The organism is Olsenella absiana (assembly GCF_036408855.1).
Lineage (GTDB): Bacteria > Actinomycetota > Coriobacteriia > Coriobacteriales > Atopobiaceae > Olsenella_K > Olsenella_K absiana.
In genome coordinates this window covers 15,075-39,290 of the sequence record NZ_JAZGJQ010000007.1, presented here as the reverse complement: position 1 = coordinate 39,290, position 24,216 = coordinate 15,075, and the positions used below count along the sequence as shown (strand labels likewise).

The 24,216-nt window shown below is 68.2% G+C and carries 20 protein-coding genes, 1 tRNA gene and 2 riboswitches; of the genes, 8 read left to right on the top strand and 13 right to left on the bottom strand.

Annotated features, from left to right (window positions below; all coding sequences use genetic code 11):
- Window positions 1–31 precede the first annotated feature (31 nt).
- The 5 genes from VXJ25_RS06840 (at window position 32) to VXJ25_RS06820 (ending at window position 5,816) form a co-directional block, all read left to right on the top strand.
- Window positions 32–2,041 carry a hypothetical protein gene (locus tag VXJ25_RS06840; RefSeq protein WP_330958463.1) on the top strand — a complete coding sequence of 670 codons (2,010 nt, stop codon included), beginning with the start codon at window positions 32–34 and terminating at the stop codon, window positions 2,039–2,041.
- Window positions 2,041–2,538, top strand: a complete 498-nt coding sequence (locus VXJ25_RS06835) for a hypothetical protein (RefSeq protein WP_330958462.1) — start codon at window positions 2,041–2,043, stop codon at window positions 2,536–2,538. Before VXJ25_RS06840 ends, VXJ25_RS06835 begins: the two co-directional genes overlap by 1 nt.
- A complete protein-coding gene (locus VXJ25_RS06830) occupies window positions 2,535–2,876 on the top strand; it encodes a DUF192 domain-containing protein (protein WP_330958461.1) in 342 nt (113 codons plus the stop codon). The genes VXJ25_RS06835 and VXJ25_RS06830 overlap by 4 nt, the downstream gene beginning before the upstream one ends.
- Before the next feature lie 78 nt (window positions 2,877–2,954).
- Window positions 2,955–3,731 (top strand): FHA domain-containing protein, encoded by a 777-nt coding sequence (locus VXJ25_RS06825; RefSeq protein WP_330958460.1) that lies wholly within the window; start codon window positions 2,955–2,957, stop codon window positions 3,729–3,731.
- Between the two features lie 84 nt (window positions 3,732–3,815).
- Entirely contained in the window at window positions 3,816–5,816 is a 2,001-nt protein-coding gene (locus tag VXJ25_RS06820) for a DUF2207 domain-containing protein (protein ID WP_330958459.1), read from the top strand.
- 133 nt (window positions 5,817–5,949) lie between these two features.
- Here the strand turns inward: VXJ25_RS06820 and VXJ25_RS06815 are convergent, their stop codons facing one another.
- A complete protein-coding gene (locus tag VXJ25_RS06815) occupies window positions 5,950–7,212 on the bottom strand; it encodes an MFS transporter (RefSeq protein WP_330958458.1) in 1,263 nt (420 codons plus the stop codon).
- A gap of 462 nt (window positions 7,213–7,674) precedes the next feature.
- On the opposite strand from VXJ25_RS06815, the gene VXJ25_RS06810 reads away from it, so the two are divergent.
- A complete protein-coding gene (locus VXJ25_RS06810; RefSeq protein ID WP_330958457.1) occupies window positions 7,675–8,232 on the top strand; it encodes a hypothetical protein in 558 nt (185 codons plus the stop codon).
- 236 nt (window positions 8,233–8,468) lie between these two features.
- Here the strand turns inward: VXJ25_RS06810 and VXJ25_RS06805 are convergent.
- The 4 genes from VXJ25_RS06805 to VXJ25_RS06790 all read right to left on the bottom strand — a co-directional run bounded on the left by VXJ25_RS06805 (window position 8,469) and on the right by VXJ25_RS06790 (window position 10,190).
- Window positions 8,469–8,544: transfer RNA gene (locus VXJ25_RS06805), tRNA-Phe, on the bottom strand.
- 158 nt (window positions 8,545–8,702) lie between these two features.
- Window positions 8,703–8,948, bottom strand: coding sequence for an RDAC family protein (locus VXJ25_RS06800; protein WP_330958456.1), 246 nt, complete (start codon window positions 8,946–8,948; stop codon window positions 8,703–8,705).
- A 32-nt stretch (window positions 8,949–8,980) separates the two neighbouring features.
- Window positions 8,981–9,775 carry a DNA glycosylase gene (locus VXJ25_RS06795; RefSeq protein ID WP_330958455.1) on the bottom strand — a complete coding sequence of 265 codons (795 nt, stop codon included), beginning with the start codon at window positions 9,773–9,775 and terminating at the stop codon, window positions 8,981–8,983.
- A gap of 16 nt (window positions 9,776–9,791) precedes the next feature.
- On the bottom strand, window positions 9,792–10,190 hold the full coding sequence (locus VXJ25_RS06790) for an acylphosphatase (RefSeq protein WP_330958454.1): 399 nt from the start codon (window positions 10,188–10,190) through the stop codon (window positions 9,792–9,794).
- 266 nt (window positions 10,191–10,456) lie between these two features.
- On the opposite strand from VXJ25_RS06790, the gene VXJ25_RS06785 reads away from it, so the two are divergent.
- Window positions 10,457–12,418: a subtype A tannase gene (locus VXJ25_RS06785; protein WP_330958453.1), complete on the top strand. Its 1,962-nt coding sequence runs from the start codon at window positions 10,457–10,459 to the stop codon at window positions 12,416–12,418.
- 84 nt (window positions 12,419–12,502) lie between these two features.
- Here the strand turns inward: VXJ25_RS06785 and VXJ25_RS06780 are convergent, their stop codons facing one another.
- Window positions 12,503–13,051: a GAF domain-containing protein gene (locus VXJ25_RS06780; protein ID WP_330958452.1), complete on the bottom strand. Its 549-nt coding sequence runs from the start codon at window positions 13,049–13,051 to the stop codon at window positions 12,503–12,505.
- A gap of 177 nt (window positions 13,052–13,228) precedes the next feature.
- Here VXJ25_RS06780 and VXJ25_RS06775 point away from each other — a divergent pair, with 177 nt between their 5' ends.
- A complete protein-coding gene (locus VXJ25_RS06775) occupies window positions 13,229–14,560 on the top strand; it encodes a polysaccharide deacetylase family protein (RefSeq protein WP_330958451.1) in 1,332 nt (443 codons plus the stop codon).
- Window positions 14,561–14,577: 17 nt separating this feature from the next.
- Here the strand turns inward: VXJ25_RS06775 and VXJ25_RS06770 are convergent, their stop codons facing one another.
- From VXJ25_RS06770 to VXJ25_RS06740, 7 genes are all read right to left on the bottom strand, one after another.
- Entirely contained in the window at window positions 14,578–15,426 is an 849-nt protein-coding gene (locus VXJ25_RS06770; protein ID WP_330958450.1) for a carbonic anhydrase, read from the bottom strand.
- 147 nt (window positions 15,427–15,573) lie between these two features.
- Complete coding sequence (locus tag VXJ25_RS06765; RefSeq protein ID WP_330958449.1) at window positions 15,574–16,800, bottom strand: NADAR domain-containing protein; 1,227 nt, start codon at window positions 16,798–16,800, stop codon at window positions 15,574–15,576.
- Between the two features lie 212 nt (window positions 16,801–17,012).
- Window positions 17,013–18,407, bottom strand: a complete 1,395-nt coding sequence (locus VXJ25_RS06760; protein ID WP_330958448.1) for an alanine/glycine:cation symporter family protein — start codon at window positions 18,405–18,407, stop codon at window positions 17,013–17,015.
- 229 nt (window positions 18,408–18,636) lie between these two features.
- Window positions 18,637–19,950 (bottom strand): glycine reductase complex selenoprotein B, encoded by a 1,314-nt coding sequence (grdB, locus tag VXJ25_RS06755; protein WP_330958447.1) that lies wholly within the window; start codon window positions 19,948–19,950, stop codon window positions 18,637–18,639.
- Window positions 19,951–19,964: 14 nt separating this feature from the next.
- Complete coding sequence (locus tag VXJ25_RS06750; RefSeq protein WP_330958446.1) at window positions 19,965–21,245, bottom strand: glycine/sarcosine/betaine reductase component B subunit; 1,281 nt, start codon at window positions 21,243–21,245, stop codon at window positions 19,965–19,967.
- An 86-nt stretch (window positions 21,246–21,331) separates the two neighbouring features.
- Complete coding sequence (locus VXJ25_RS06745; protein ID WP_330958445.1) at window positions 21,332–21,724, bottom strand: GrdX family protein; 393 nt, start codon at window positions 21,722–21,724, stop codon at window positions 21,332–21,334.
- 441 nt (window positions 21,725–22,165) lie between these two features.
- A riboswitch (glycine riboswitch) is annotated at window positions 22,166–22,244 on the bottom strand.
- A 3-nt stretch (window positions 22,245–22,247) separates the two neighbouring features.
- Window positions 22,248–22,327: riboswitch (glycine riboswitch) on the bottom strand.
- A 246-nt stretch (window positions 22,328–22,573) separates the two neighbouring features.
- Window positions 22,574–23,953, bottom strand: coding sequence for an alanine/glycine:cation symporter family protein (locus VXJ25_RS06740; RefSeq protein ID WP_330958444.1), 1,380 nt, complete (start codon window positions 23,951–23,953; stop codon window positions 22,574–22,576).
- Window positions 23,954–24,216: the final 263 nt, after the last annotated feature.

Sequence of the window (24,216 nt, the reverse complement as noted above, 5' to 3'; positions counted from 1 at the left end):
CTGGGCGAGGTGCCCAGAGGAGGCGTGGGGCGTGGGGCTGTTCGTCGCCGACGACGGCGGCTACACGACGGTCGCCGTGGCCGTCGCCCTGCTCGTGAGCCTCTCCCTCGTGTTCTGCCTTGCCACCGCCGAGTGGGTGGGGTCCCGTTCGGCGGACGTGCAGCAGGTGGCCGACGCGACGGCGCTCGCGGGGGAGAACTCTGTCGCCGCCTTCTGCACGGTCGCTCAGGTGCTGGACGCCTGCGTGCTCAGCCTGGGGCTCGTGGGCGTCGTCGTGTGCGCCGTGGGGCTCATCGTGGCCGCCGTTCCGGGGGCGCAGGCGGTGTCCGCCCGCGTGATGGGGTTCGGCCACGACGTCATGGACGCGCGCAGGAGGTTCGCCAGGAGCGCCGCCTCCGGCTTGAGGAGGCTCGAGGCGACGCTGCCCTACCTCGTCGTGGTCAACTCGGCCTCCGTCGTCGGCGCGAACAGCGGCCACGGCGGACCCGAGCTCGCGGGCTGCGCGATCCCGTTCCCGCAGGAGTCCATGACGGACTTCTCCGCCCTGGACGCCGAGGTGACGAGCGACGAGATGGAGGAGGACGCGGAGCGCCTGAGGGACGCCTCGAGGAGGCGAGACGAGGCGAAGGCGCGCGCGGACGCCGCCCGGGAGAGGGGCTGGCGGGCGGACTGCGTGGACGACCCGTCGTGCCTCCACGAGCGGGCCTCTTCGCTCGCGGGGCTCTCTCCCGTGCAGAACCCCTGTTACGCTGCGCCCGAGCTCTGGAACTTCGGGGTGCCGATCTCGAGGTCGCGCTCCTACTACGCGGCACGCCTGGCGCTCGAGGGTCCCGAGGGCGCGGGCGTGGAGGAGATGACCGACTCGGCCGCGCGCCAGAGGTTCTACTCGTTCGCCCTGCGCGAGATGTGGTCGGCCTCCTTCAGCGAGACGCCGGAGGGCGAGGTGAGCCTGTCCCTGCCGGAGCTCCCCAAGAACTCGGCGGAGATGCGGCAGACGAGCCTGTACGAGGAGGCGAGCTGGCCGTGCACGGCACAGGCGTCGGGGGTGACCCTGCACTCGAGCCTCGCCTGCCCCGGCGCGGACGGCCCCCTCGTGGGATTCGGCTCGCTCGCGTCGCTCGAGTCCGGCTCGCTCCTCGAGTGCCCCGTCTGCCGCATGGGCGTGGGGGACCTCGGAAGGGTGGCCGCCATCTCCTCGCGCGCGACGAACGGCTACGAGTACTACTGGGCGATCGTGGTGGAGGCCTCCCGAGAGTATCAGGTCGCCCGCAACGAGCAGGTCGCCGCCGAGCGGGAGATGAGGGAGATCGGCGCCGAGGGCTCCAAGGCCTTCCAGCAGGCCCTGGACCAGCTCGCCGTCCCGAGGCCGAGGCTCTGCCCGCCCGGTGCCTGGGGCGCGGTCTCGGTGGTCTTCCGAAGGGGAGGCACCGGAGCGCCCTCCGAGCTCGTGGGCGCCTTCACGAGGGGCGTCGAGCTGCCTCCCGGCGCGGCGATGTCGGCGGCGTGCCTCGCACCCGAGGAGTCCACGGACGGGAGCAACCTCCTCTCGCACGTGCTCGACGGCCTGCGTGGACGGGGGTTCGCGCTCGGGGACCTCGTCTACGACGTCACCGGGCTCTGGGGGCGGCTGCTGGTCTCCTACGGCTCCGCGTACGATAGCGCCTCCGATGCGATCAGTGGCTTCCTGGACGACGTCGACGGGGTCTTCGGCGGGACCGTCGGGGCCTGGATCAAGGGGAGGATAGAGGGCGTGGTGTCGAGGGCCGCGCTCGAGCCTGCGGACATGCGCCTCAGGAAGCCAGTCCTCGTGGGGACCCAGGAGGTCTTCGACAGGGCAGGCGTCGACGGGGCGGCGAAGGCCCGCGAGCTGGTCAACGCCCTGCCGGCCGCTGGGTCGGGCGAGGACGTCGCGCGGGCGCTCGGGCTCTGGCTCGTCGACGAGGCCAAGGCCCGCGCATTCGAGGTCGCGGAGCTCCCCGTGCCTGGGACCGAGCTCTCGATCCCCCTGACCGTCGACCTCTCGCGGCTCGGGGGCCGGTGATGGGCGCGCGCGGGCGGGCGAGGGCGGAGGGGTGCGGGGAGGCCTCGGGGGAGGCCGGCCAGATGGCCGTGGAGCTCGCCGCCCTCATCCCCGTCGTCGTGGTGGTGGCGCTCGTCGTCTACAACCTCGCGAGCTTCCTCGTGGCGTGCGCGGAGTTCGACAGGGCGTCCCAGAACGCCGTCGTCCTCCTGGGAGTCTCCCCCTCCGGGGAGCAGACGGAGTCGGGTGCGGCGGCGCAGGTGAGGGAGGCGGTCGCGGAGGCCGTGGGGCGGCAGGGGAGGTGCGAGGTGGACGTCTCCTGCGAGGGGGTCTCGCCGGACGCCACGGACGGGGAGTTCGTGATCTCGCCGCTCCTGACCCGCTTCATCTGCCGGCTCTCGTTTCGGCCGTGGCCGGGCTCCTTCGTGCTCGCGGGCGTTCCCTTCGACTCGCCCGTCGTCCTGAGGCACGAGAGGTCGCTGGTCGTGGACAGGTTCAGGCCGGGGGTGGTCATGTGAGGCGCGCGGGCGGGACCCTGTCGGTGGGCTGGGGAGGCACCGGGGCGCTGGACGTCCGCGTCCTCACGAGCTGGCGGGAGCGCCTGGTGGGTCTGCTGGGGACGGACGGGACGGCGGGCGCCGTGCTGCTCGTCGGCTGCTCGTCGATCCACACCTTCGGCATGTCCTACCCCATCGACGTCGCCTTCGTGGATGGGGCGGGGCGGGTGGTGCTCGCGAGGAGGGCGCTCGATCCGGGGAGGCTCCTCGGGTGCCGGGGCGCGCGCCACGCGATGGAGAGGCCGGCCGCCGCAGGCGAGTGGCCCGAGGAGGGCGACGTCCTCGTCGCCCTCGGGTGACGCGGGCCGCGCCCACGGCGGCGCCTGGGGTCGGGCCGTCCGCCTTCCGGCGGGCGGGGAGGGAAGGGAGAGGGACGGATGGGTAGGGAGGACGTGCGGGTCCCCGGCGGTGACGGGGCGTCGGAGGCGGGCCTCACGAAGGTGTGCCCCTGCTGCGGGCAGCGGCTATTCGCGGACATGGACGTGTGCTACGGCTGCCTCTACGACTTCAGGAGGCGCTCGGGCGGCGGGGGCTCGGAAGGGGTGGCGCTTGGGCAGCCGTCGCGCGCCGTCGCGCGCCCGCAGGGGGCCTTCCCGTCCGAGGGGGCGGCGGCCATGGGCCCCTCGCGCGAGGAGCCGGCCGGATGGGGCGCGGGCGCCGGCGGATCTCCGGCGGGGCCCGGCGATGGTCTGGACGTGGAGGGTCGGGGCGACTCCCCGGACAACCCCCTGGAGGGCCCCTGGGACGCAGCCCCGGAGGAGCCCTGGGACGCGGGGCTCCCTCCCGCCCCCCTCGACGAGGACGGCTGGCGCCCGTGCGAGCCGTCGTGCGCGGCCGCTCCCCCGACCGGCCGGCCTCCCACGCGCTTCGGCCTCAGGGTCGAGACCGGAGACGCGACCGTGGTGGTCCCCCTCGGGGAGGACGGCCTCGTCGTCGGCAGGGGCGAGTCGTGCGACGTGGTCCTGCACTCGCCCTCCGTGTCGAGGCGCCACGTGAGGGTCGTCCCCGCCGACGCGGGCGCCGTCGTGCAGGACCTGGGGTCGACGAACCCGGTGAGGCTCGGGGGAAGGCTGGTCACGGACGTGGCGAGGCTCCTGCCTGGCGAGGGGTTCGAGCTCTGTGGGGCCCGCGTCTCCCTCGTGAGGCTCCGCTGACGTGCTGGTGCCGGGACGGGCGTCGCAGGTCCGCACGCTCCCGTCCCCGCCCGGCACTCTGATATCCTTTGCCCAAGGTTCCCTGTGGCATTGGAGGTACCGATGAAGGTGACCCCAGCTTCCCACCGGCTCTCCCTGCGGCGCCTGGCCGCGCTCCTCGTCCTGCTCGGCGTCCTTGTGGCCTTGCCGACCCGAGCCGCGTGGGCGAAGGACTACTCCATAGACTCGGTCGACATCGACGCGACCGTTGCCGACGACGGGTCCGTGTCCGTGTCCGAGACGCGCACCTTCGACTTCGACGGGTCCTTCCACGGCGTGTACTGGAAGATCCCGAAGGGCGACTACGAGGGCCGGCGGGTCGGGGTCGAGATAGGCTCCGTCGGCATCGTGGAGAACGGCGCGTACCAGGAGTTCACCAAGTCGGACTCCGGTCTCGACGGGACCTACGAGGTCACCGACGAGCCCTCCTACGTCAAGGTCAAGCTCTACTCCGCGCACGAGGACGAGTCGGCCTCGTTCCGCATCGACTACACGGCCACCGACCTGGCGTCTCGCTGGTCGGACACGGGCGAGCTCTACTGGAAGTTCGTCTCGGACGGCTGGGACGTCGAGTCGAGAAACGTCACCTGCACGATTCACCTCCCCGTGCCCGCGGGGCAGTCCGTCGCCGCCGGGGACAACGTGAGGGCGTGGGGCCACGGCCCCCTGGACGGCTCGGTGGAGTTCTCCGGCAACGACGTCGTGTACACGGCGCCCGGCGTCGGGACTGACGAGTACGCCGAGGCCCGGGTGATCTTCCCCGCCGAGTGGCTCTCCGCCGCACAGCCCTCCTCAGAGGCGAGGCTCGACTCAATCCTCTCCGAGGAGGCCGCTGCCGCCGAGGAGGCGAACCGCGCACGGGCGACGGCGCGCGTCGTCACCACCGTCGCGGGCGTGGTGCCCATTGTGGTCTCCCTCCTCACGCTCGCCTACGCGATCTGGGCCCGCGTCCTCTACAGGAGGAGCCACAGGCCGCAGTTCGATGACAAGTACTTCAGGGACGTCCCCTCGGCGGACCATCCCGCCGTCCTGGGCGCGCTCCTGAACGCGGGCAAGCCGAGGGGCGAGGAGTTCACGGCCTCCCTCATGCGGCTCACCAGCATGCACGCGGTCGACCTCGACGTGGAGAAGGTCAGCAGGAAGGGCTTCCTGCGCGAGAGGACCGAGCAGGACTACCGGCTGGTGCTCAGGGGGTTCCCCGACGAGGCCTCCCCGGAGTCCTTCGGGTCCGCCGGGTCCGTGGCCCACGAGGTCGACGTCAAGACGCTCGGCTTCGTCTTCGACAAGGTCGCTCGCTGGGCGACCGGCGAAGGCAGCCGGGAGAGGGGCGCCTCGGTGCGCTTCTCCGACTTCGAGCGGGCCTCGAGGAGAAGGCCGGAGAAGTACGGGGAGGCCTACCAGGACTGGATGGACATGGTGTCCGCCGGCTGCGAGACCCGCGGCTTCTTCGTGGACGAGGGCAAGACGCACTCGGTCGCGCTGATGCTCCTCTGCGCCCTGGACGTCGTCCTGGTCGTCGTGACCTTCCTCCTGGGGCTCTGGTTCGGCTCGGACGGCCTCATGTTCGTCTCGCTGGTGCCCGTGGTTTCCGCCGTGGCCTGCGCGCTGCTGTCGCTCGGGCTCCGGCCGATGTCGCGCGAGGCGATCGAGCTGAGAGCGAAGCTCAAGGCGCTGCGTAACTGGCTCGAGGACTTCACGCGCCTCGAGGAGGCCTGGCCCCGCGACGTCGTGCTCTGGGACAGGCTCCTGGTGATGGCGGTCGTGCTCGGCGTCTCGGACAAGGTCATCGAGCAGCTCAGGGTCGCGGCCCCGGAGATGGTGTCCGAGCTGGACGACTACGCCCCCTCCTTCTGGTGGTGCTACCACGCCCCGGGCTCTGGTCCCGCGCCCCTCTCCGCCTTCAACGCCGTCAGCGAGAGCGCGCACAGCGTGTCCATGGCGGCGCTCGCCAAGTCCTCCGACAGCTCCTCCGGCGGCGGGGGCGGCGGCTTCTCGTCGGGCGGAGGCGGCGGCTTCGGCGGAGGCGGTGGTGGCGGCGCCTTCTAGCGCCAGGTCGCTCGCCATCGGGCCCAGCGCGGCACGGACGAGAGGGGGTCGGTCGGACGCTCGACCGGCCCCCTCACTCCCCGGGATGTCGGCTCCTGCGAGACGAAGCCTGGGCGACCTCGGGGCCGCTCCGCTACCTACTCGTCTTGCGCTCCGCGATCAGCTTGCTGAAGCTGGTGTCGCTGTGACGTGCCCAGAGCACGTAGAGGAGGACGGACGCGATGCAGGCGAGGGAGATGGCCGACCACATGGCCGTGTAGCCGAGCCCGGTGATGAGCGAGCCGGCGATGCCGCCGCCGATGCCGTAGCCGATGTCGTAGCCGCACAGGAAGGTGGAGTTCGCCGAGCCGCGGGTCTCGTCGGTCGAGGTGTGCACGGCCATGGACTGGAGCGAAGGCTCCAGTCCGCCGAAGGCGTAGCCGGCGAGCGCCGCCGAGAGCAGGAAGGTCGGGGTGCTGGGGACCAGCGCCAGGAGGAGCAGGGCGACGAGCATCGACGCGTTGCAGCTGTAGACGAAGAAGGCCTCGCCCCTCTCGTCGACCAGCCTGCCGAGGAAGACGCGGACGAGCAGGAGCATGACGGACATCACCACGAAGTAGAGCGAGCCGGAGGGCAGGCCCTTCTCGGCCGCGAAGATGGCGACGAAGTTCTCAAGCGCGCCGAACGTCGCCATGAACACCAGCATCGTCACGGTGGCGGGCAGCGAGTCGCGGTTGATGACGTGCCTGACGTCGAGCTTCTTGTGCGGCACGTCGACCTTCGGCGCGCGTACGAACGCGAAGAGCGCGAGGCCCAGGAGCGCGATGAGCGCGGCTGTGACGTAGAGGACGGCGAAGCCGAGATTCTCCATGAGCGAGAGGCCGAGGGCGGGGGCGATGGCCGACGCGAGGGCGGTCGCCATGCCGAAGTAGCCCATGCCCTCCGCGAAGCGTGGCCTGCAGATCACGTCTGACGCGACCGTCGCCGTGGTGGAGTTGGAGAAGGACAGGCCGAGTCCGTGCGTCATGCGAAGCACGATCGCTACCGAGAGCATGGGGACGAGGGCGTACCCGAGGGGCGCGAGGCCCATGAGCAGCAGCCCGATGACGAGTGCGGCGCGGCGAACGCCGTTGTCCAGCCACCAGCCCACGAAGGGCCTCACAACGACAGCTATAAGCGAGAAGAACGCGGCGCAGGCGCCGGCCACGGCCTCGGTCCCCCCGAGGCTCTGGACGAAGAACGGGAAGGTGGAGAGGCACATGATGTGGTTGGTGAACACGCACAGGTTCACGAGGATGATGAGGACGAGGTCCTTGTTCCAGAGCCTGGGTGCATGGGCTGCTGCCGCAGGCGTGACGGCGGCTTGCGCCCGAGAGCACTCGTCTCCGTGGGGCTTCTCCTCCTGGGTGGGTTGCATGCCGATTTACCTCCATGTCGACCGGGTTCGGACAGATGCCCATGTGGTCGCGGAGGCGCAAGCGCCAGGAGCACGGCCACGATCAATCGGACTTACGCTCGTGGCTGCTCATTGACGGGATGCATTATAGTCTTAGCGCGCGATGGCGTCGGGGAACCTCCAAGGTTGGGTCGTGCCCGCAGCCCCTGGTGGGGGCGAGTCACCTGGCGGGTGCCTTTTCGCGTGCGCGGCGCCCTACGGAGGGGCGTCGCTCGAATGTGAAGATTCCCCCAACGTCCGCGCGGCGGGTGCTAAGGTGGGGCTTGCGTGTAGCGCAAGGCCCCCACCGTCGGCGTCCGTGACGCGACCCGGCCGGGGACTCTTGTAGTAGGCAAAGCGTGCAGCCCTCGGGCTGCACGCTTTTTTCGTCACGTGACCCTGAGTCGCGCGACCGATGCGGGGGACCGCGGAAGGGGAGTTCGCATGCCCAGGAACAAGGCCCAGGGGGCCATCTTCGGGATCTTGATGTCGATCACCATGGCGTATGGCATGGAGGTGTACAACGTCGCCTGGAAGGCGGGCATCCCGACCATGCCCGGCGGCTTCTCCAACATGACGAACGACGTGTTCTTGGGCGCCCTCGTGGAGGCCTCGTACATGTGGCTCTTCGTCTTCCTGTTCTCGAACCTGTGGGGCACCCGTGCAGGCGCGCGCCTGTCCGCCGGTCTGGTAGACCCCGCTCGCGACAACGCCTTCCTCTGCGGCCTCGTCCGCTCGGGGTGCACCGTGCTGGTCATGTGCCCGACCATGAGCATGGTCGCGTCGATCCTCTTCAACGTCGTCCTCGGCGGCATGCCGTTGGCGCAGCTCCCTGCGATCTGGGTGGGTACGGTGATCAAGAACTTTCCGATGGCGCTGCTCTGGAACGTCTTCGCCGCGGGCCCCGTGAGCAGGCTCGTCTTCTCCAAGGCCTTCTCGCGCGTGGGCGAGGACAAGGACGTCCGCGAGTCCGAGAGCCCTCTTGTTGAGGACGTGGAGTAGGCGAGCGCAAGGCGGTCGCGACGGCGCGGCCCGGGCATGCGGGCGAGGGGCTTGGGCTGCGCCGTAGGTCATTCGGACGAAGGGCGGCGGCCGAAGCATCTGTCCTGAGCTTTTTTCTAGGGGGAGAGGACGGGCACTACGCCCCCTGATTCAACGACCGAGGTTGATTCCTTGTCTGCAAGGTAGTCTGCAAAAAGAAAGCAGGCCAGAGGACAAGCCTCTGACCTGCGTCTTTGTGGTGGCGGGGAAGGGAATCGAACCCCTGACACGGGGATTTTCAGTCCCCTGCTCTACCAACTGAGCTACCCAGCCGAAGTGCTCTCTTCGAGCTCGTTTAATATACCAGACTTCGAGCGAGTGTCAAACGGATTCGGGACTTTTTTCTGAGCTTTGTGGAGTCGCTCTACGTAAGGCCTGTGCGGACGCTCCGCGTGAGGCCCCGTGCGGTCGTCCCGCGCGAGCCGGCCTCATTACCTCGCCCAGAAGTTGATCCCCTCGACGGGGTCGAACTCGAGCTCGTAGCCCTTTGCCTTGAAGAACGCCCGAACGAAGCCCCGGCCCGCGACGACGGCCGCATTGAGGTTGTCGCCCGATGGCTCGAGCCACAGGGTCTGTCGTCCGCAGGCGTCCCTCAGGTGCACCTTGCACGGGACGTTCGCCCTCTCGAGCTCCTGGTTGGCTTCGACTACCTCGGAGAGCGAGATGACCTTGCTCATGGCTTCCTCCAAACTGACCGGGCTGGCCACCCTCAGCCGAGGGTTGCGCCCGCGCCCCTAATCCAGGCGAAGACGTACTGCTGCTGGACCCCGCCGAAGGTGGGGTCCCACTCGATGCCGTAGGCGCGCTCCGCCTTCTTGATCCAAGTGTCCCGCGGGACCGCCTCGAGGTAGCCGAGCCCGTACAGGCAGATGCAGCTTGCCACCTTGGGGCCGACCCCCGGCGTCTCCTCGAGCTCGGCCATCTGCTCCGCGAGCGGCACGTCCTTCTCCGAGAGGCAGCGGGGCCGCCAGCCGGTGGCGCGCCCGGCCAGGGCACGAAGATAGGGAAGACGATACCCCAGTCTGAGCCCGGCCGCGAAGCCCTCGTCCCGAAGGAGCCGGCTCAGCTGCCGAGGGGCGGGAATGCGTCCGCCTCCGGTATCCATGAGCGAGAAGACCGCGTGCTGGATGCGCGGGATGTTGGAGTTCTGCGAGATCGTGAACGCGACCGAGACGTCCCACCAGTCCTGCCTCAGCACGCGGATGCCCGCGCTGGCCGCGCGTTGCTCGTCCGTGAGGGGGAGGGAGTCGAGCAGGCGCCCGTAGTCGACGTCGAGGGCGAGGTAGCGCCTCCAGTACGAGAGCGACGACGGGCTCGGCTGCCCTCCGGAGGGCGTGAGGACCACCACCTTCGGCCCGCGCTGAGAGACGACGCAGCGCCTCGTCCCGGAGGCTACGAGGTAGCGGGCGTCCGCCCGGCCGCGGCCGAGCTCGCGCCACGTGAAGACCTGGCCCGAGTCCGCGATCGCTCTGAGCGAGAAGTCGCCCGTCTCGAATGTCGCCACGACGCCTCCTCTCCGCCTAGTACCGCACGCTGAACGAGGGCTCGTCCTCGACGGGCGGCACCTCCTCCTTCTCGGGGATCGTGTACTCGATGGGGTACTGGCGGTAGGCCTTGGAGAAGAGCCCGAAGAATTCGGAGACCTGCTCGTCCGTCCCCTGGAGCTCCATGCGGACGCTGCCGTCCCACTCGTTTCTCACCCAGCCCGTGCACCCGACCTCGCGCGCCACCCGCTGCGAGTTCCAGCGGAAGCCGACGCCCTGGACCTGGCCGGTGAACCTCAGACGCAGGCGACGCAGCGCCTCGCCGCCGCCCCGTCCGGCGTCGCCAGAACCTGCGTGGCCCTTCTCCCGTCCCGCGCCCGCGCTGCCGCCTCCGCGGGAATCGTTGTCGCCCGTGTGGCCCGACCTGAAGAGCATGACGCGACCTCCTCCCTCGTCCCGGGGCGCCCCGGCGGGGCACCCCGTCGCACCAGGGTTCCATCATTGCGCAAAACAGCCCGGGGTGAAGGCGAGGCCCCGACGCTCGTCCCGGATGTGTGAGCATCCCCGCGCCCATGCCGCCTCCGTGCGGGGCAGGGATTAGAATGGTGTGACGAAACGTGCGTTAGGCTCGGAGAGATTCGTCCTGGAGGGCAAGGCGGGAGGCCCCCCTGCGGGCATAGGCGGATGAAGTAGGAGGATCCATGGGCTGCACCAGGAGAGAATTCGTTGGGCTGTCTGCGATGGCGGCGGCGCTCGGCCTCGGCGCCTGCGCCAACCTGCGGGAGCAGCAGCCGGAGTCGTCGGACGCCGAGCAGCCCCAGCAGCCCCAGGTCGACCTCAACGAGTTCGAGAAGCTCAAGCTCGACGAGGGCGCCTGGAAGTACGACTCCACCAACGACGTCTACTACCAGCTCGGGCTCGTGTACTGCAAGACCCCGGTCGCGACGGCCTACCAGTCGCTCGCGATCTTCGTGCCGGGCGCCTACTTCAGCGTGACGGCCAAGGGCGACACCTACACCTGCACCGTGAACCCCGACGCCAAGGTCGGGAGCTTCACGCCCGCCACGGCACCGGTCCTCATGCCGATAAACTCGGGCAACCTGTCGCCCCAGGCGAGCCCGACGGCCTACAGCTACAACGGCCTCGACGCCTACCTCAAGGCGGGCTTCGTCTACGTGTACGCCGGCTTCAGGGGGAGGAGCTCCGGCTACGAGAGCGGCTCCAAGGACGTCTACCCTGGCGGCGCCCCATGGCCCGTGGTCGACCTAAAGGCCGCCGTGCGCTACCTGCGCTACAACGCCTCCAAGCTCCCCTTCGCCCCCGACCGTATCTTCACCTTCGGGTTCGGCGCCGGCGGCGGAGTCTCGGCGCTCCTGGGCTCCGCGGGCGACGCGGAGCAGTACGGCACCTACCTCGACAAGATCGGCGCGGCCACGCACGACGCGGAGGGCAACAACCTCTCCGACGCCACGTTCGGCTCGGCCTCGTGGTGCCCCATCCTCTCCTACGACACGGCCGATGCCGCCTACGAGTGGAACATGGGGCAGTACGCCAGCGAGGACACCCGCGCCGACGGCACCTGGACCAAGCTCCTCTCAAACGACCTCGCGGCGGCCTACGCCTCCTTCGTGAACGGCTGCGACCTGCGAGACTCGGACGACCAGGCGCTGACCCTGGACGAGACCTCGGGCGAGGTCTACGCGGACGGCACGTACTACTCCTACCTCCTCACCGAGCTCGAGGACGCAGCGAAGGCGTTCTTCTCCGGCACCGCCTTCCCCTATACCTACACGCCGCAGCGCCTGACCACGGCCTCGTTCCCCGGCGACCCCAACCTGCAGAGCACCGGTTCCGGCACGACCGAGGTCGACGCCGTGACGGACGACCAGGCGACCGCGGAGGCCGCCGCCGACGCCGCTGCCGGCGCCTCCGGCAGCGCCAGCTCGGGCGACGCGGCCTCCGCGCCCGACGCCGCAAGCTCCAACAACGCGACCGCAGCGGGCGCCACGCCGGGCACCAAGGTCCAGTCCGTGGTGTACGGCTCGGCGGAGGAGTACGTCGCGGCGCTCAACGGCGACTCCCGCTGGCTCACGTACAACCAGAGCAGGGGCACCGTGCGCATCTCCAGCGTCGGCGACTTCGTGACGCACCTCAAGAAGCCGACCAAGAAGGTCTGCGCCTTCGACGCGACCGACCGCTCCAGCTACTCCAACCAGCTCTTCGGCATCAACGACGCGTCGTCTCTGCACTATAGCCAGCAGATCTCGGAGCTTCTGGCCGCAAACCAGGACACCTATGCGACGGGCAGCGGGTGGGACGCCGCCTACGTGACCGACTGGTCGGGCGACCTCGTGCGCAAGGATTCCCTCGACAACGACATGGCGACCCGCGTGAAGATGTTCAACCCGCTCTTCTACCTGAGCGGCGCCTACGACGGCTACGGCAAGGCAACGGTCGCGCCACATTGGCGCATCAACTCCGGCCTCTTCCAGACGGACACCTCGCTGTGCTCGGAGGCGAACCTCGCGCTCGCGCTCAGCCACTACGACGGCGTGAAGGACGTCGCCTTCACGCCGGTCTGGGGCCAGGGCCACGTCCTCGCGGAGCGCACCGGCACCGCGCAGGACAACCTCATCGCCTGGGTCGAGGAGTGCTGCCAGTAGGGGCTGCCAGCGTCAGTGCGCCCCCGTCGTCCGCCGGTGCCGAGACGCGCTTTGCGCGCCGGCGGGCGCCAGCACGTCCGCGCCCTAGGCGCGGGGGAGCGAGGAGAGCCTGCAGCAGCGCTCGAGGGTCCGGCAGAAGAGCTCGAGTCCCGCCTGGTCCTCGGGCGAGAACCGGTCGAGGATAGGCGAGTCGAGGTCGAGCACGCCCACGACGGCGCCCGTGCCGTCGTGGAGCGGGACGACGATCTCTGAGTTGGAGGCCGCGTCGCAGGCGATGTGGCCGGCGAACCTGTGGACGTCGGGCACGCGGAGCGTCCGGTCCTCGGCGGCCGCGGTGCCGCAGACGCCGGAGCCGAGCTTGATCCGGACGCAGGCCAGGCTGCCCTGGAACGGGCCGAGCAGGAGGTCGCCCCTGTCGTCGATCAGGTAGAACCCTGCCCAGTTGAGCCGTGGCAGCCTCTCCCAGAGGAGCGCCGAGGCGTTCGCGAGCGTCGGCAGCCAGTGGGGCTCGCCCTCCGCGAGGGAGGCGAGGCTCCTCGCCAGGAGGGGGTAGTCGGGGGCGCCCGCCGCGGCGGAGGGGGCCGCAGCCTTAGGAGCGCCCGTAGCCTCGGCCTGCCGCACGTCCTTCTCCATGGTGTCCCCCTCGCGTCCGTCCGTCGCGTCGTCAGGTTCCGAGGATAGCGCAACGAGAGGGGCGCGAATCCGCGGGCAGGGCGGCCGTCGCTCGCATAGAATGGTTCCCATATCAGAATGTACGAGGAGGCGGCCCCGTGCCCCGGTGGCATGGGCCCCTGCGAGAAGGGCGTGACGATGGCGAAGAGGAAGCGCGGGTACGAGCAGCACACGGCCGCCCACTTCAGGGACCCGGACTCCTACCGGGAGATGGGGAGACGCCGTCGCCGCCCGCGCCGACGGGCCCTCGTGGCCCTCGTCGTCGTGGCGGCGCTCGCCGTCGTCGCCGTCGTGGGCGTCGCCGTCGCGGCCAACCTCCCCTTCGGCGTGACGGTGAACGGCTCCGAGGTGCGCGTGAGGCGCGGCTCGACCGTGGACGAGGTCTTCCGGCAGGCGTCCCCGCAGGTCTCCGCCGGAGACCTGCTCGCCGTCGACGGGAGCGTCCTCACCGCCGGCTCCGAGGACGCCTACGAGGCGACGCTCGAGCGCGACGGAGCGGACGCCCAGGCGCTCGACCCCGCGCAGGCGGCGACCTGCGCCGTGAGGGCCGGTGACCGCCTGACCTTTACGGACGGAGACGACGTGACAGAGGAGTACGCCACCGCGCAGCGGACCGAGCAGCCCGAGCTCAGGACCACCGGCACCCAGGGCATCGTGTTCTATGTCTCCCAGTGGGGCTACCCCGGCATCACGGAGGAGCGCACGGGCTCCGTCTCCGGCAAGACGGTCGAGGTGCAGGTCCAGCAGAGGCAGGACGCGGTTGTCGTGCGCGCCACGCCGAAGCCCGCGAACGGCGAGAAGCTCGTCGCGCTCACCTTCGACGACGGACCGTCCGTCTACACCGAGCGCTACCTCGACATCCTCGACCAGTACGGCGCCAAGGCGACCTTCTTCCTGATCGGCGAGCAGGTGTCTGAGTACCCCGACTCCGTGCGCCGCGCCATCTCCGAGGGCAACCAGGTCGCCACGCACACCTGGGACCACAAGCAGCTCACGACCCTCACCGAGCCCGAGGTCCAGCAGGAGCTCTCTGACTCGCTCTCGGCGATCACCGACGCGACCGGCCTCTCCGTCTCCACGCTGAGGCCCCCCTATGGCTCGATCGACCCCAGGGTCTGGCTCTACTCCGGCGGCAGGGTCTCGATCGCGACGTACTGGTCGCACGACACCAGGGACTGGGCGCAGCCCGGCGTCAGCCAGATCGTGGCAGGCGCCACGAGCTACTACGAGCCCGGCTCCATCATCCTCATGCACGACGGGGGCGGTGCGCGCGAGCAGGACCTCGAGGCCCTGCCGCAGGTGATCAAGGCGTGGCAGGACCAGGGCTACCGCTTCGTCACCCTCTCCGAGCTGCTCGCCTCCGACCCGGACGTTCCCGAGGACATCGCGACCGGCACGGCGCAGATGCCCGAGGGTGCCGTCTGGCCGACGGCCCTCTCTGCCGACAGCGTCGAGAACGGCACGAAGTAGCGCGGCGCGTGTCCGTCCTACTCGAGGAAGCTGACCCTGCCCGAGTGCGTGAGGTAGAGCGCGCCTCGGATCTCGAGCTCGCCCGCGTCCACGAGGGCCGCGAGGTCCCGGTCCGCAGAGAGGGTCGCCATCCCGGCGCGCACGTTCTTCTCGGCCGCCTTGAGCGGGTCGAGCTCCTCGCCGATGGTCTCGGAGATCTTCGAGGTGATGAAGCCTACCGGCCCGCGCGAGCCTCCGTGCATGGCAGCGTCGATGGCGCCGCAGTGCGTGTGGCCCAGCACGAGTAGCAGCGGCGTGTGCAGGTGGGCGCAGGCGTACACGGCGCTCGCGAGCTCCGAGGGGCCGACGATGTTTCCGGCGGTGCGGATGCAGAAGATCTCTCCGAGCCCGCACATGAAGATGTGCTCGGGCACCACGCGCGCGTCGGAGCAGGAGATGACGCAGGCGAAGGGGTGCTGGCCCTCCTCGAAGAGGCGGGAGATGAGCTCGTCGGAGACGTCGCCGTTGGCGTGGTGGGCGCCGACGTACTGCTCGTTGCCCTCGCGCAGGCGCCTGAGGGCGGCCTCGGCGCTCGCGTGCGCCTCGACGGAGTCCGCCGGGTCCTCGGAGTTGACGTCCACGGTGAGGTAGAAGTTGCCGCCGGACGCGCGCTCGAACACGGTGCTCACCTTGTCGAACCACGTCGCGCGGTTCCAGATGGGCCGCACGATCGTGACGTGCGTCGGCTCGCAGATCCCGTCGAGCCGCCCCTCGAGCGCGGCGAGGCTGACGAGGCTGCCTGCGGGGAGGTCGAGCTCCTCCTCAAGGTAGGCGCCGAGCGCGCCCTCGTCCGCGAAGTCCCTCTCGTCGATCCGAACCTCACGCATGGTGGACCCCCTCCCGGACGGATGCGGCCGCGCCTCGTCGTGGCGCGGCCAGGCTCGTCCAGGTTGATACCCGCGGGCGCACGTCGCACAGCGACCCGCTTTCGAGCGGTGGGAAAGTCCGGGCGGGCGAGAAGGACCTGGCGCCGGTCAGGCCTCGAGCGGCCGCTCGCTGCCGCGACGCGCCACCTCGGCGACCCTGAGGCAGGTCTCGGGCGTGAGCGTCAGGCAGTCCGAGAAGGCGTTGACGATGATGCCGAGGGCGTCGCCCCTGGTGCGGGCCATCTCCACGCACTCGGTCATGGGCAGCTCGACCGTCTCCTGCTCGCCGGACGCGGCGCCGGGGACCTCGTCTGCGCCCGTGAAGACGGCGAACCAGCGCTGTCCCTGCTCGTTCTGCAGGACGTTGGGCCGCACGCGACGCCCGTCGCGCTCGATGGCGAAGCGCGCCTCGGGGTCGGGCGTCCCGTCCGGCCCGTCCGTGCCCTCGGCGACGGGGGTCACGGGGACGACGACGGTGGCCGCGCTCAGGCCGGAGACGAGCCTGTCGAGGTTGTCGGCGGTGAGGTTGCCGAGGTAGCGTGCGACGAGCCTCTTGAGGAGCGCGCCCTCGCCCGTCGCCTGCGACAAGGGCCTGGCGCTCGGGGGTGCGGCCGTCGGTCCCTCGCCCTCGGGGGACGGGGAGCCGGAACTCGTGGATGCGGGCGAGCCGGCGGGGGAGCCCTCCGAGCCCTCACCGACGGCAGGGACCGCCACCTCGTTCGATGCGACGGCCTCCGAGTCAACGGCGGTCGCATCGAGGTCGGTCTCGCCATCGGGCTCGGGCTGCGCAGCGGGCTGCACCGCGGGCTGCGCGTCCTTCTCGGCCGTGCTCAGAGTGGCGCGCAGGTCCTCCAGGATGGAGCCCAGGACGTTTTTGCCCGGCCACTCACTTGGGACGAGGCGGGAGAGGCTCAGGGGGTCGCAGCCGTTGCCCCAGTAGCGGTCGCGCGGCGAGCAGGCGGCGATGGTGGCGTCGCCCGTGGAGCACAGGAAGTCCGCGAGGCCCTCGACCTGCGCGACTTTCTCGCCCACGCAGCGGCGCATGACCGACTCGCGCACCGCGAGCCACTCCCTGCGGTCGTAGGGGGTGACCTGCTTGTTGATCCGCTGCAGGTAGAGGGGATCGCTCATGGCGAAGACGCGGTTCGCCGTCGCCTCGTCGCCGAAGTGCATCGCCTTGAGGTACACGAAGGCCTGCTCGACGTTGGCGAACTCGCGGCCGTCGAGGACGAAGGGGGCCTCGTACCAGTTGCTGAGGCAGCCGTTGTCCTCGCGGGGGTTGTAGAAGAGGACGAACGAGTGCCCCCCGAACATGGTGACGACAGGCGGTTGCATGCTCATCCTCCCCCCGGGCGCACCGGTGGCGCGGCCGCCGGCGCCTGCTGGCGCGGCTGGCCGCCCCCGGGTGCGGGCCCTCGACGTAGTTGCGCGCCCATTGTCGCACAATCCCGCGAGGCACAGAAAAGGCGGGGAGGGAAGTCCCTCCCCGCCTCGGGTGCAAAGCCCGGCAGCGGGTGCCGGTCGGTGCCTGGGAACGCAGGCGAAGCCTACTCCTTCTCCTCCGCCTTATCGGCGTCCGGAGAGAGGTCCGGCGTCTCCTTGTCCAGGGCGAGCTTGGCGACGATGCCGGACAGGGCGAGAAGGGCGAGCAGGTTCGGGAAGGCCATCAGGCCGTTGAAGAGGTCGGCGAGGTTCCAGACGAGCTCGACCTTGAGCAGCGAGCCGAGGAACATGATGACGATGACGAGCGCGGTGAAGAACTTGACCGCCTTGTTGCCGATCAGCCAGCGCACGTTCTGCTCGGCGAAGAAGTACCAGCCGACGATTGTGGAGAAGGCGAAGAACGCGAGGCAGATGGCGATGTACTGCGGGCCGAAGTTGCCGAAGGCGAGGCGGAAGGCCTCCTGGGCGACGGTCGTGCCGGTGATGCCGCCCTCGATGCAGCCGGGGAGCACGCCGGAGGTCAGGATGACCAGGGCGGTCAGGGTGACGATCAGGAAGGTCACGAAGACGCCGAACATGGCGACCTCGCCCTCCTCCTGGGGCTGCTTGACCTTGGCGATGGCGTGGGAGTGGGGCGTGGAGCCGAGGCCGGCCTCGTTGGAGAACAGGCCGCGGGCGACGCCGAAGCGGATGGCCTGGCTCACGCTGATGCCGGCGAACGCTCCGCCGAGGGCCCTCGGGTTGAAGGCGCCGACGAAGATGGCGTTGAAGGCGGCGGGGATGTTCTGGGCGTTGATGACGAGGACCACGATGCCGCCGACGAGGTAGGCGAGGGCCATGAAGGGCACGACCTTCTCGGTGACGGAGGCGATGCGGCCGATGCCGCCGACGAAGACGAAGCCGGCGAGGACGGCGACGATGAGGCCGACGATCCAGACGGGAGCGCCGAAGGCCGAGTTCATGGCCTGGCCGATGGAGTTGGACTGGACCATGATGCCCGCGAAGCCGAGGGCGAAGATGATCGCGATAGCGAAGAAGGTGGCGAGGCCGTGGCCGAGCTTGCCCTTGAATGCGGCCTGGATGTAGTAGACCGGGCCACCGATGACGTTGCCGTCCTCGTCGCGGGTCTTGGTCTTCTGCGCGAGGCAGGCCTCGCCGTAGATCGTGGCCATGCCGAAGAAGGCCGCGACCCAGGTCCAGAAGATGGCGCCGGGGCCGCCCGCGACGAGCGCGGTCGCGCAGCCGGCGATGTTGCCGGTGCCGACCTGCGCAGCGATGGCGGTGGCGAGCGCCTGGAACGAGCTCATGCCCTCCTTGCCGGCCTTCTCGCCGTTCAGGTTGACGCTGCCGAAGACGCGCTTCATGGCGCGCCCGAAGTGGCGCACCTGCACGAAGTGGGTGCGGATCGAGTAGAAGACGCCCGTGCCCACGAGCAGCCAGAGCAGGATGGAGTTCCAGATGAAGTTCGATACGTTAGAAACGATGGTAGCTGCGTCCATGTCGTCCTCTCGAATTCATTCTCAGGTGCACGGCACAGTCTGCGGCCAAGATGAGTAAGCCTAATCAAACAATGAGAACCCAAAAACGCAGCTGCGCCCGTCATTTACAGGGTTGAACTGGTCGTACGTTGGGGAAGCCGTGCAGAATGTTATGCGGGCCAAGGCGCCACGTGCGCGGGCCCGAAAAGGGCGGCGAGCGAGCACTCGCCGCCCTGGACGTGCGGAGGTACTAGTCCTCGAAGACCTTCTGGCCGTCGACCGGGGTCTCGAGGGCGTGGAGCGCCTTCTTGACCAGGCGACGACGGAGCTCCTTCTCCTCGTCGGCGGGGAGGGAGGGGTTGCCCAGCGGGTGCGGAATGGCAATCGCCGGGACGATGCGGTTCGCGCCGACCGTGAGAGAGATCGGGGTGACCGTGCAGACGTGAACCACGGGGAGACCAGCGCGCTCGATTTCCTTGACCATCGTTGCACCGCAACGAGTGCAGGTGCCTCAAGTGGAGGTCAGGATGACGGCGTCCACGCCGTCCGCCTTGAGGCGCTTGGCGATCTCCTCGCCGAACTTCTTGGCGGAGGCGACGGCGGTACCGTTGCCGACGGTCGTGTAGAACTTGTTGTGGAGGGAGCCGATCAGGCCCTCCTTCTCGAACTCGCGCATCACGTCGACGGGCAGGACGCGGTCGGCGTCCTCGTTGGCGTAGGTGGGGTCGTAGCCGCCGTGGGCGGTCTCGTAGGTGTCGGCGGTGAGGTCCTCGACGCCCGTGATGTCGTACTCGCCGAACTTGGAGGCGTTGGAGCTCTCGATGTGGTCCGGGTTGCCCTTGGGGACGATGCCGCCGGAGGTCACGAGGGCGACCTTGGCGTGGGCGAGGTCGGTGACGGGCGGGTTGGGGTCGACGCGGTCGAAGGACGGCATCGGGTACTCGGTGGTGTAGGGCTTGCCGGAGATCTTCTTCAGGAGCATGTCGACGGCGCGGGCGGCACCGGGCTTGTCCTCGAAGAAGTTGACGCGGACGCCCTGGTTGATGTAGTTGTCCTCGCAGGAGGCGCCGATCTTCTCGCCCTTGGCGAGCTTGAGCGCGAGCGGGACCATCTTCTTGACGGCGTCCCTCATGCCGGCGGCGCTGTTCTTGGTCGGGACGATGTAGACGTCCTTCTTGTAGAGGTCGACGCCCGGGTTCTCGACGTACATGGCCGTGAGGACCGGGATGTGGAGCTCCTCCTGGACCTTGGCGCAGATGGTGGCGCAGGCGACGCCGTAGCGGCCGGCGTTGAAGGCGGGGCCGGCGACGAACAGGTCGGGCTTGTGCTCCTTGAGGATGTCGATGATCTGCGCGGAGGCCTCGTCGATGTGCTCGTTGAAGAAGGAGTCGCCGCAGATGATGGTGCCGACGATCTCCGCCTCGTCGCCGAAGCCCGCGGAGAGGGCGAGACCGGGGCCGACCTTCTCGCCGTCACGGAACTCGACGGGGTAGTCGGCCTTCTCCTCGCCGCCGATCTGGGCGAAGAACTGGTTGATGTAGTGGATGACGCGAATCTTTGCCATGACTTCTTACCTCCTTAGCGTGCGCTCAGCGTGCCGAAGCCGGTCTCGTTGGTTGCGCCGGTGATGACCTGGAGCTCGACCTCGAGGGAGCCGTCGGGCTGCAGGGTGCTCTCGGAGGCGCCGGCGATCTTGTTGACGTAGGCGAGGGTGCCGATGACGCGGTCGAGCTTGGGCAGGTGGACGAGCTCGTTGGCGTTGCCACCGGTGACGACGGCGTCGGCTGCGGGGTCGGCGTCGGCGAGGGACTGGGACTTGCCGTCACGGCCGGCGTACTCGTCGGTGATGATGACGGTCTTGACGCCCTCGGCCTCGATCTTCTTGCAGTTCATGATGAGGTCGGTGTCGGGGTTGCCGAAGCCCTCCTGCGAGACGATGACGGCGTCGAGGCCGAGCATGCGGCAGAGCTTGGCGGTCTGGTTGGAGGAGCGCTCCTTGTCGGCGAGGTAGACGTTCTCGTTGGTGATGATCTGGCCGACGAAGTTGATGGTCTTGCCGTGCTGCTTGTAGAGCTCCTCGACCACCTTGTTGTTCTCGTGGACGTAGGTCGGGTTCTTGTCGCACGCGGAGACGCAGTTGCCGGAGATGATCGCACCGTCCATGATCTCGGTCGGGTAGAGGATCGTGGGGAGGATCTTCTTGGCGTCGACGCCGTAGACGTAGGTGTCGTGGAGCAGGCCCTGGCTCTGGAGCATCTGCACGTAGGCGACGCGCGGCAGGTCGGGGTAGAGCTTCATGCCCTCGGCGATGTCCGGGGTCTCGTAGGTCTCGACCTCGTCGGGCGTGAGGTCGCGGGCGAGCTCGCCGATCTTGGTGGCGACCTTCAGGCCGGCGAGGCGGACGGCCTCCTCGTACTCGTGCTTCTCGACGCCGTCGACGGGCTCGGCCACGAGGCAGAGGTTCATGGTCTTGGAGAAGGGCGTGTACTCGGCGCCGAGGCCGCACATGTCGATGACGCCCTCCTGGAAGCCGACGATCGGGCCGGCGGTGACGACTGCCATGCCCTTGAGGGCGTAGGTCTTGCCGCTGCCCACCGTGGTGACCTTGTTGATGACGCCGGGGAAGACGCCGCCGGGGCCCTCGACCTTGACGCGCGGCTCGATGACGTCCTTGACCGGGGTGATACGGACAGACTCGCCGGGCCTGGCGATGTCGAAGCTCACGCTCTTGAGCTTCTCCTCCGTCATGGCGACGGCGGTGAGCTCGTCGGCGTTAACGTAGAGGATGCCATCCTCTATCTTGGACTCTGGGGCGAACTGGATGTCCTTGATGAAAATCTTTCCGAGTTCCAGCTTCACTCTAGGTACCTCCTCCTACACTCGATCCTCTTGCACGTGCTATCTACAACCGGGGACGGTGACTGCCACCTCCCCGCCTGTATGCCTTAGGAATGACACTGGGTCGCCGACTCCACCGCGCTGCTGATGAGCGAGTAGTCGACGAGCTGGAAGTCCTCCAGCGAGCCCGGTCGGAACTCGCGCATCCTCACGGGGAACTTCCGGGTCGTGGCGATTGCGGACTCGATGAGGGACAGCGACTCGGCGTCGACCTGCGCGCCTGCCGAAGGCATGCGGACCATGACCGTCCGGTAGGGGGTCTCTCCCGGCTTGATGCTGCCCGCCTGCGGGTGGGTGAGAAGGACCGCGCCCTTGTGGACGAGGTCGCGCACCCTCTCGAGGAGCTCGAGGTAGCCCTGCTCCTCGAAGCTGACTTCGAACCTGTCCGAGAGCTTCCGGACGACCAGCGGGTTGTTGGTGACGATGACCGCGGACTTCACCTCTGGCGCCTCCTTCCTTCTTCGATCGGCTCTGACGCGTCTTGCACCTCCGCGCTTGCCATTAATGAATCTATCCGAATTCTTTTCCGATTAGAAAACTACTAGGTGAGCGGAAATGTATCACTGATTATTGAAAATACAGTCCCAACTTTTCTAGAATTGGCATATTATATTAAATGCATGCAAAACAATGGAATTTACAGCTAAGCAAACCCAGAGGAACAAGTTGGTTACAAGTTCCTCACTTTGCAGAAAACTGAAAATTGTCTCTAGAGGAGGGGGCCTTCGCGCAAGGGCGCGTGGCCTTCTGCTACCGTCTGCGGCCGAGACGGAGCCTTGGTTTCTTCTTGTGCGAGCTGGGAATCACAGGGAATTGCGCGCTCATGCAGGTACCTTCCGACGTGGTCGTGCCACAGGGCGTCCTTCGCGCCCATCGGCTGCCCTCGTCGTGTACCTGAAAGATTCTCCGTGCCAGGAACGGCCCGGATTGCTTCTTCGGTGGCGTTTCGCCTCTCCGAGGTTTCGTCCCCGACCAGTCCTTTTGCCTGAGAGTTTTCGCGTCCCCTTCGGCGCCGCTCGCGCGGTCTCTCCTGGCCGGATCATCCGAAATATCTATGAAATATTCTAGTTGCCGAAATCGCACATCACCGATTGAAAAATGCGAGATAGGAAGCACATTAGTTTTGTTATGACTAACGGTTGTTATTAAATCCTGAGCGGTCGACGACGTGACGAGAATAGAGCTCGATTAGCGATGCGGCGCAAGGTCTGGCCACAGAAGAGCGGAGGGCCCCGAGGGACCCTCCGCTCTTGTCCGTGGTGCCTTTGGGCGCGTCGGTCGGACGGGGCCTACTTCTTGGCCCTCTCATCCGCGACCTCGTCCTCGTGGGCCATCTTCGCGACCGTACCGGAGAGCGCGAGGAGAGCGAGGAGGTTCGGGAAGACCATCAGGCCGTTGAAGAGGTCGGCGAGGTTCCAGACGAGCTCGACCTTGAGCAGCGAGCCGAGGAACACGAAGATCGTGACCAGGATCGCGAAGCCCTTGAGCGCCTTCTTGCCGATCAGCCACTTCACGTTCTGGGCTGCGAAGAAGTACCAGCCGACGATCGTGGAGAAGGCGAAGAACATCAGGCAGATGGCGACGTAGATGGGGCCGAAGCCACCGAAGGCGTTGGAGAAGGCCTCCTGGGCGACGGGCGTTCCGGTCATGCCGTCGGTGATGCACTGGTCGAGGACGCCGGAGGAGAGGATGACGAGCGCTGTCATGGTCAGGACGATGAAGGTGTCGATGAAGACGCCGACCATGGCGACCTCGCCCTGCTGCTGGGGCTTGTCGACCTTGGCGATTGCGTGGGAGTGAGGCGTGGAGCCCATGCCGGCCTCGTTGGAGAACAGGCCGCGGGCGACGCCGTAGCGGACTGCCATCTGCACGGTCTTGCCGGCGACGGCGCCGCCGAGGGCCCTCGGGTTGAAGGCGCCGACGAAGATGGAGGCGAAGGCGGCGGGGAGGTTGCGGTAGTTGATGGCGAGGACGATTAGGCCGCCCACGATGTAGATCGTCGCCATGACGGGGACGATCTTCTCGGTGACGGAGGCGATGCGGCTGATGCCGCCGATGAAGATGAAGGCGGCCACGAGGGCGACGATGAGGCCGACCAGCCACGTGGGCGTCCCGAGGGCGGAGTTGAAGGCGTCACTGATGGAGTTGGACTGGACCATGATGCCCATGAAGCCGAGGGCCAGGATGATGGCGATCGCGAAGAAGGTGGCGAGGCCGCGGCCGAGCTTGCCCTTGAAGGCCTCCTGGATGTAGTAGACCGGGCCGCCGATGACGTTGCCGTCCTCGTCGCGGGTCTTGGTCTTCTGGGCGAGGCAGGCCTCGCCGTAGATCGTGGACATACCGAAGAAGGCGGCCAGCCACATCCAGAAGATGGCGCCGGGGCCGCCGGAGATGAGCGCGGTGGCGCAGCCGGCGATGTTGCCGGTGCCGACCTGCGCGGCGATGGCGGTGGCGAGCGCCTGGAAGGAGCTCATGCCCTCCTTGCCGGCCTTCTCGCCGCTCATGTTGATGTTGCCGAAGACGCGCTTCATGGCGCGACCGAAGTGGCGCACCTGCACGAAGTGCGTCCTGAAGGAGTAGTAGACGCCCGTGCCCACGAGCAGCCAGAGAAGCAGCACGTTCCATACGACGTCACTTACGTTCGTGACAATGGCGTTGAGTTCGTCCATTATCCCATCTCCCTATCGATGTCCGACAGTCAGTGCCTGGGACGATTCCGAGAAGCTTCCGTGAGGCCAGTGGAAGATGCTGTTGACAGCGGTCTCGTGCGACGTCTGGCCTGCGAACCGGGTCTCCTCCGTCCCCCTCCTTTCTCGCGCGACTGATTTCTTTTGCGACGTGTATGAACATACGCAATTCACAAGTGGTTGGTGAAAAAAATGAGGGGAGTGGAAATATAATAACGATTATTGTATTTGCATAATCCATAAGT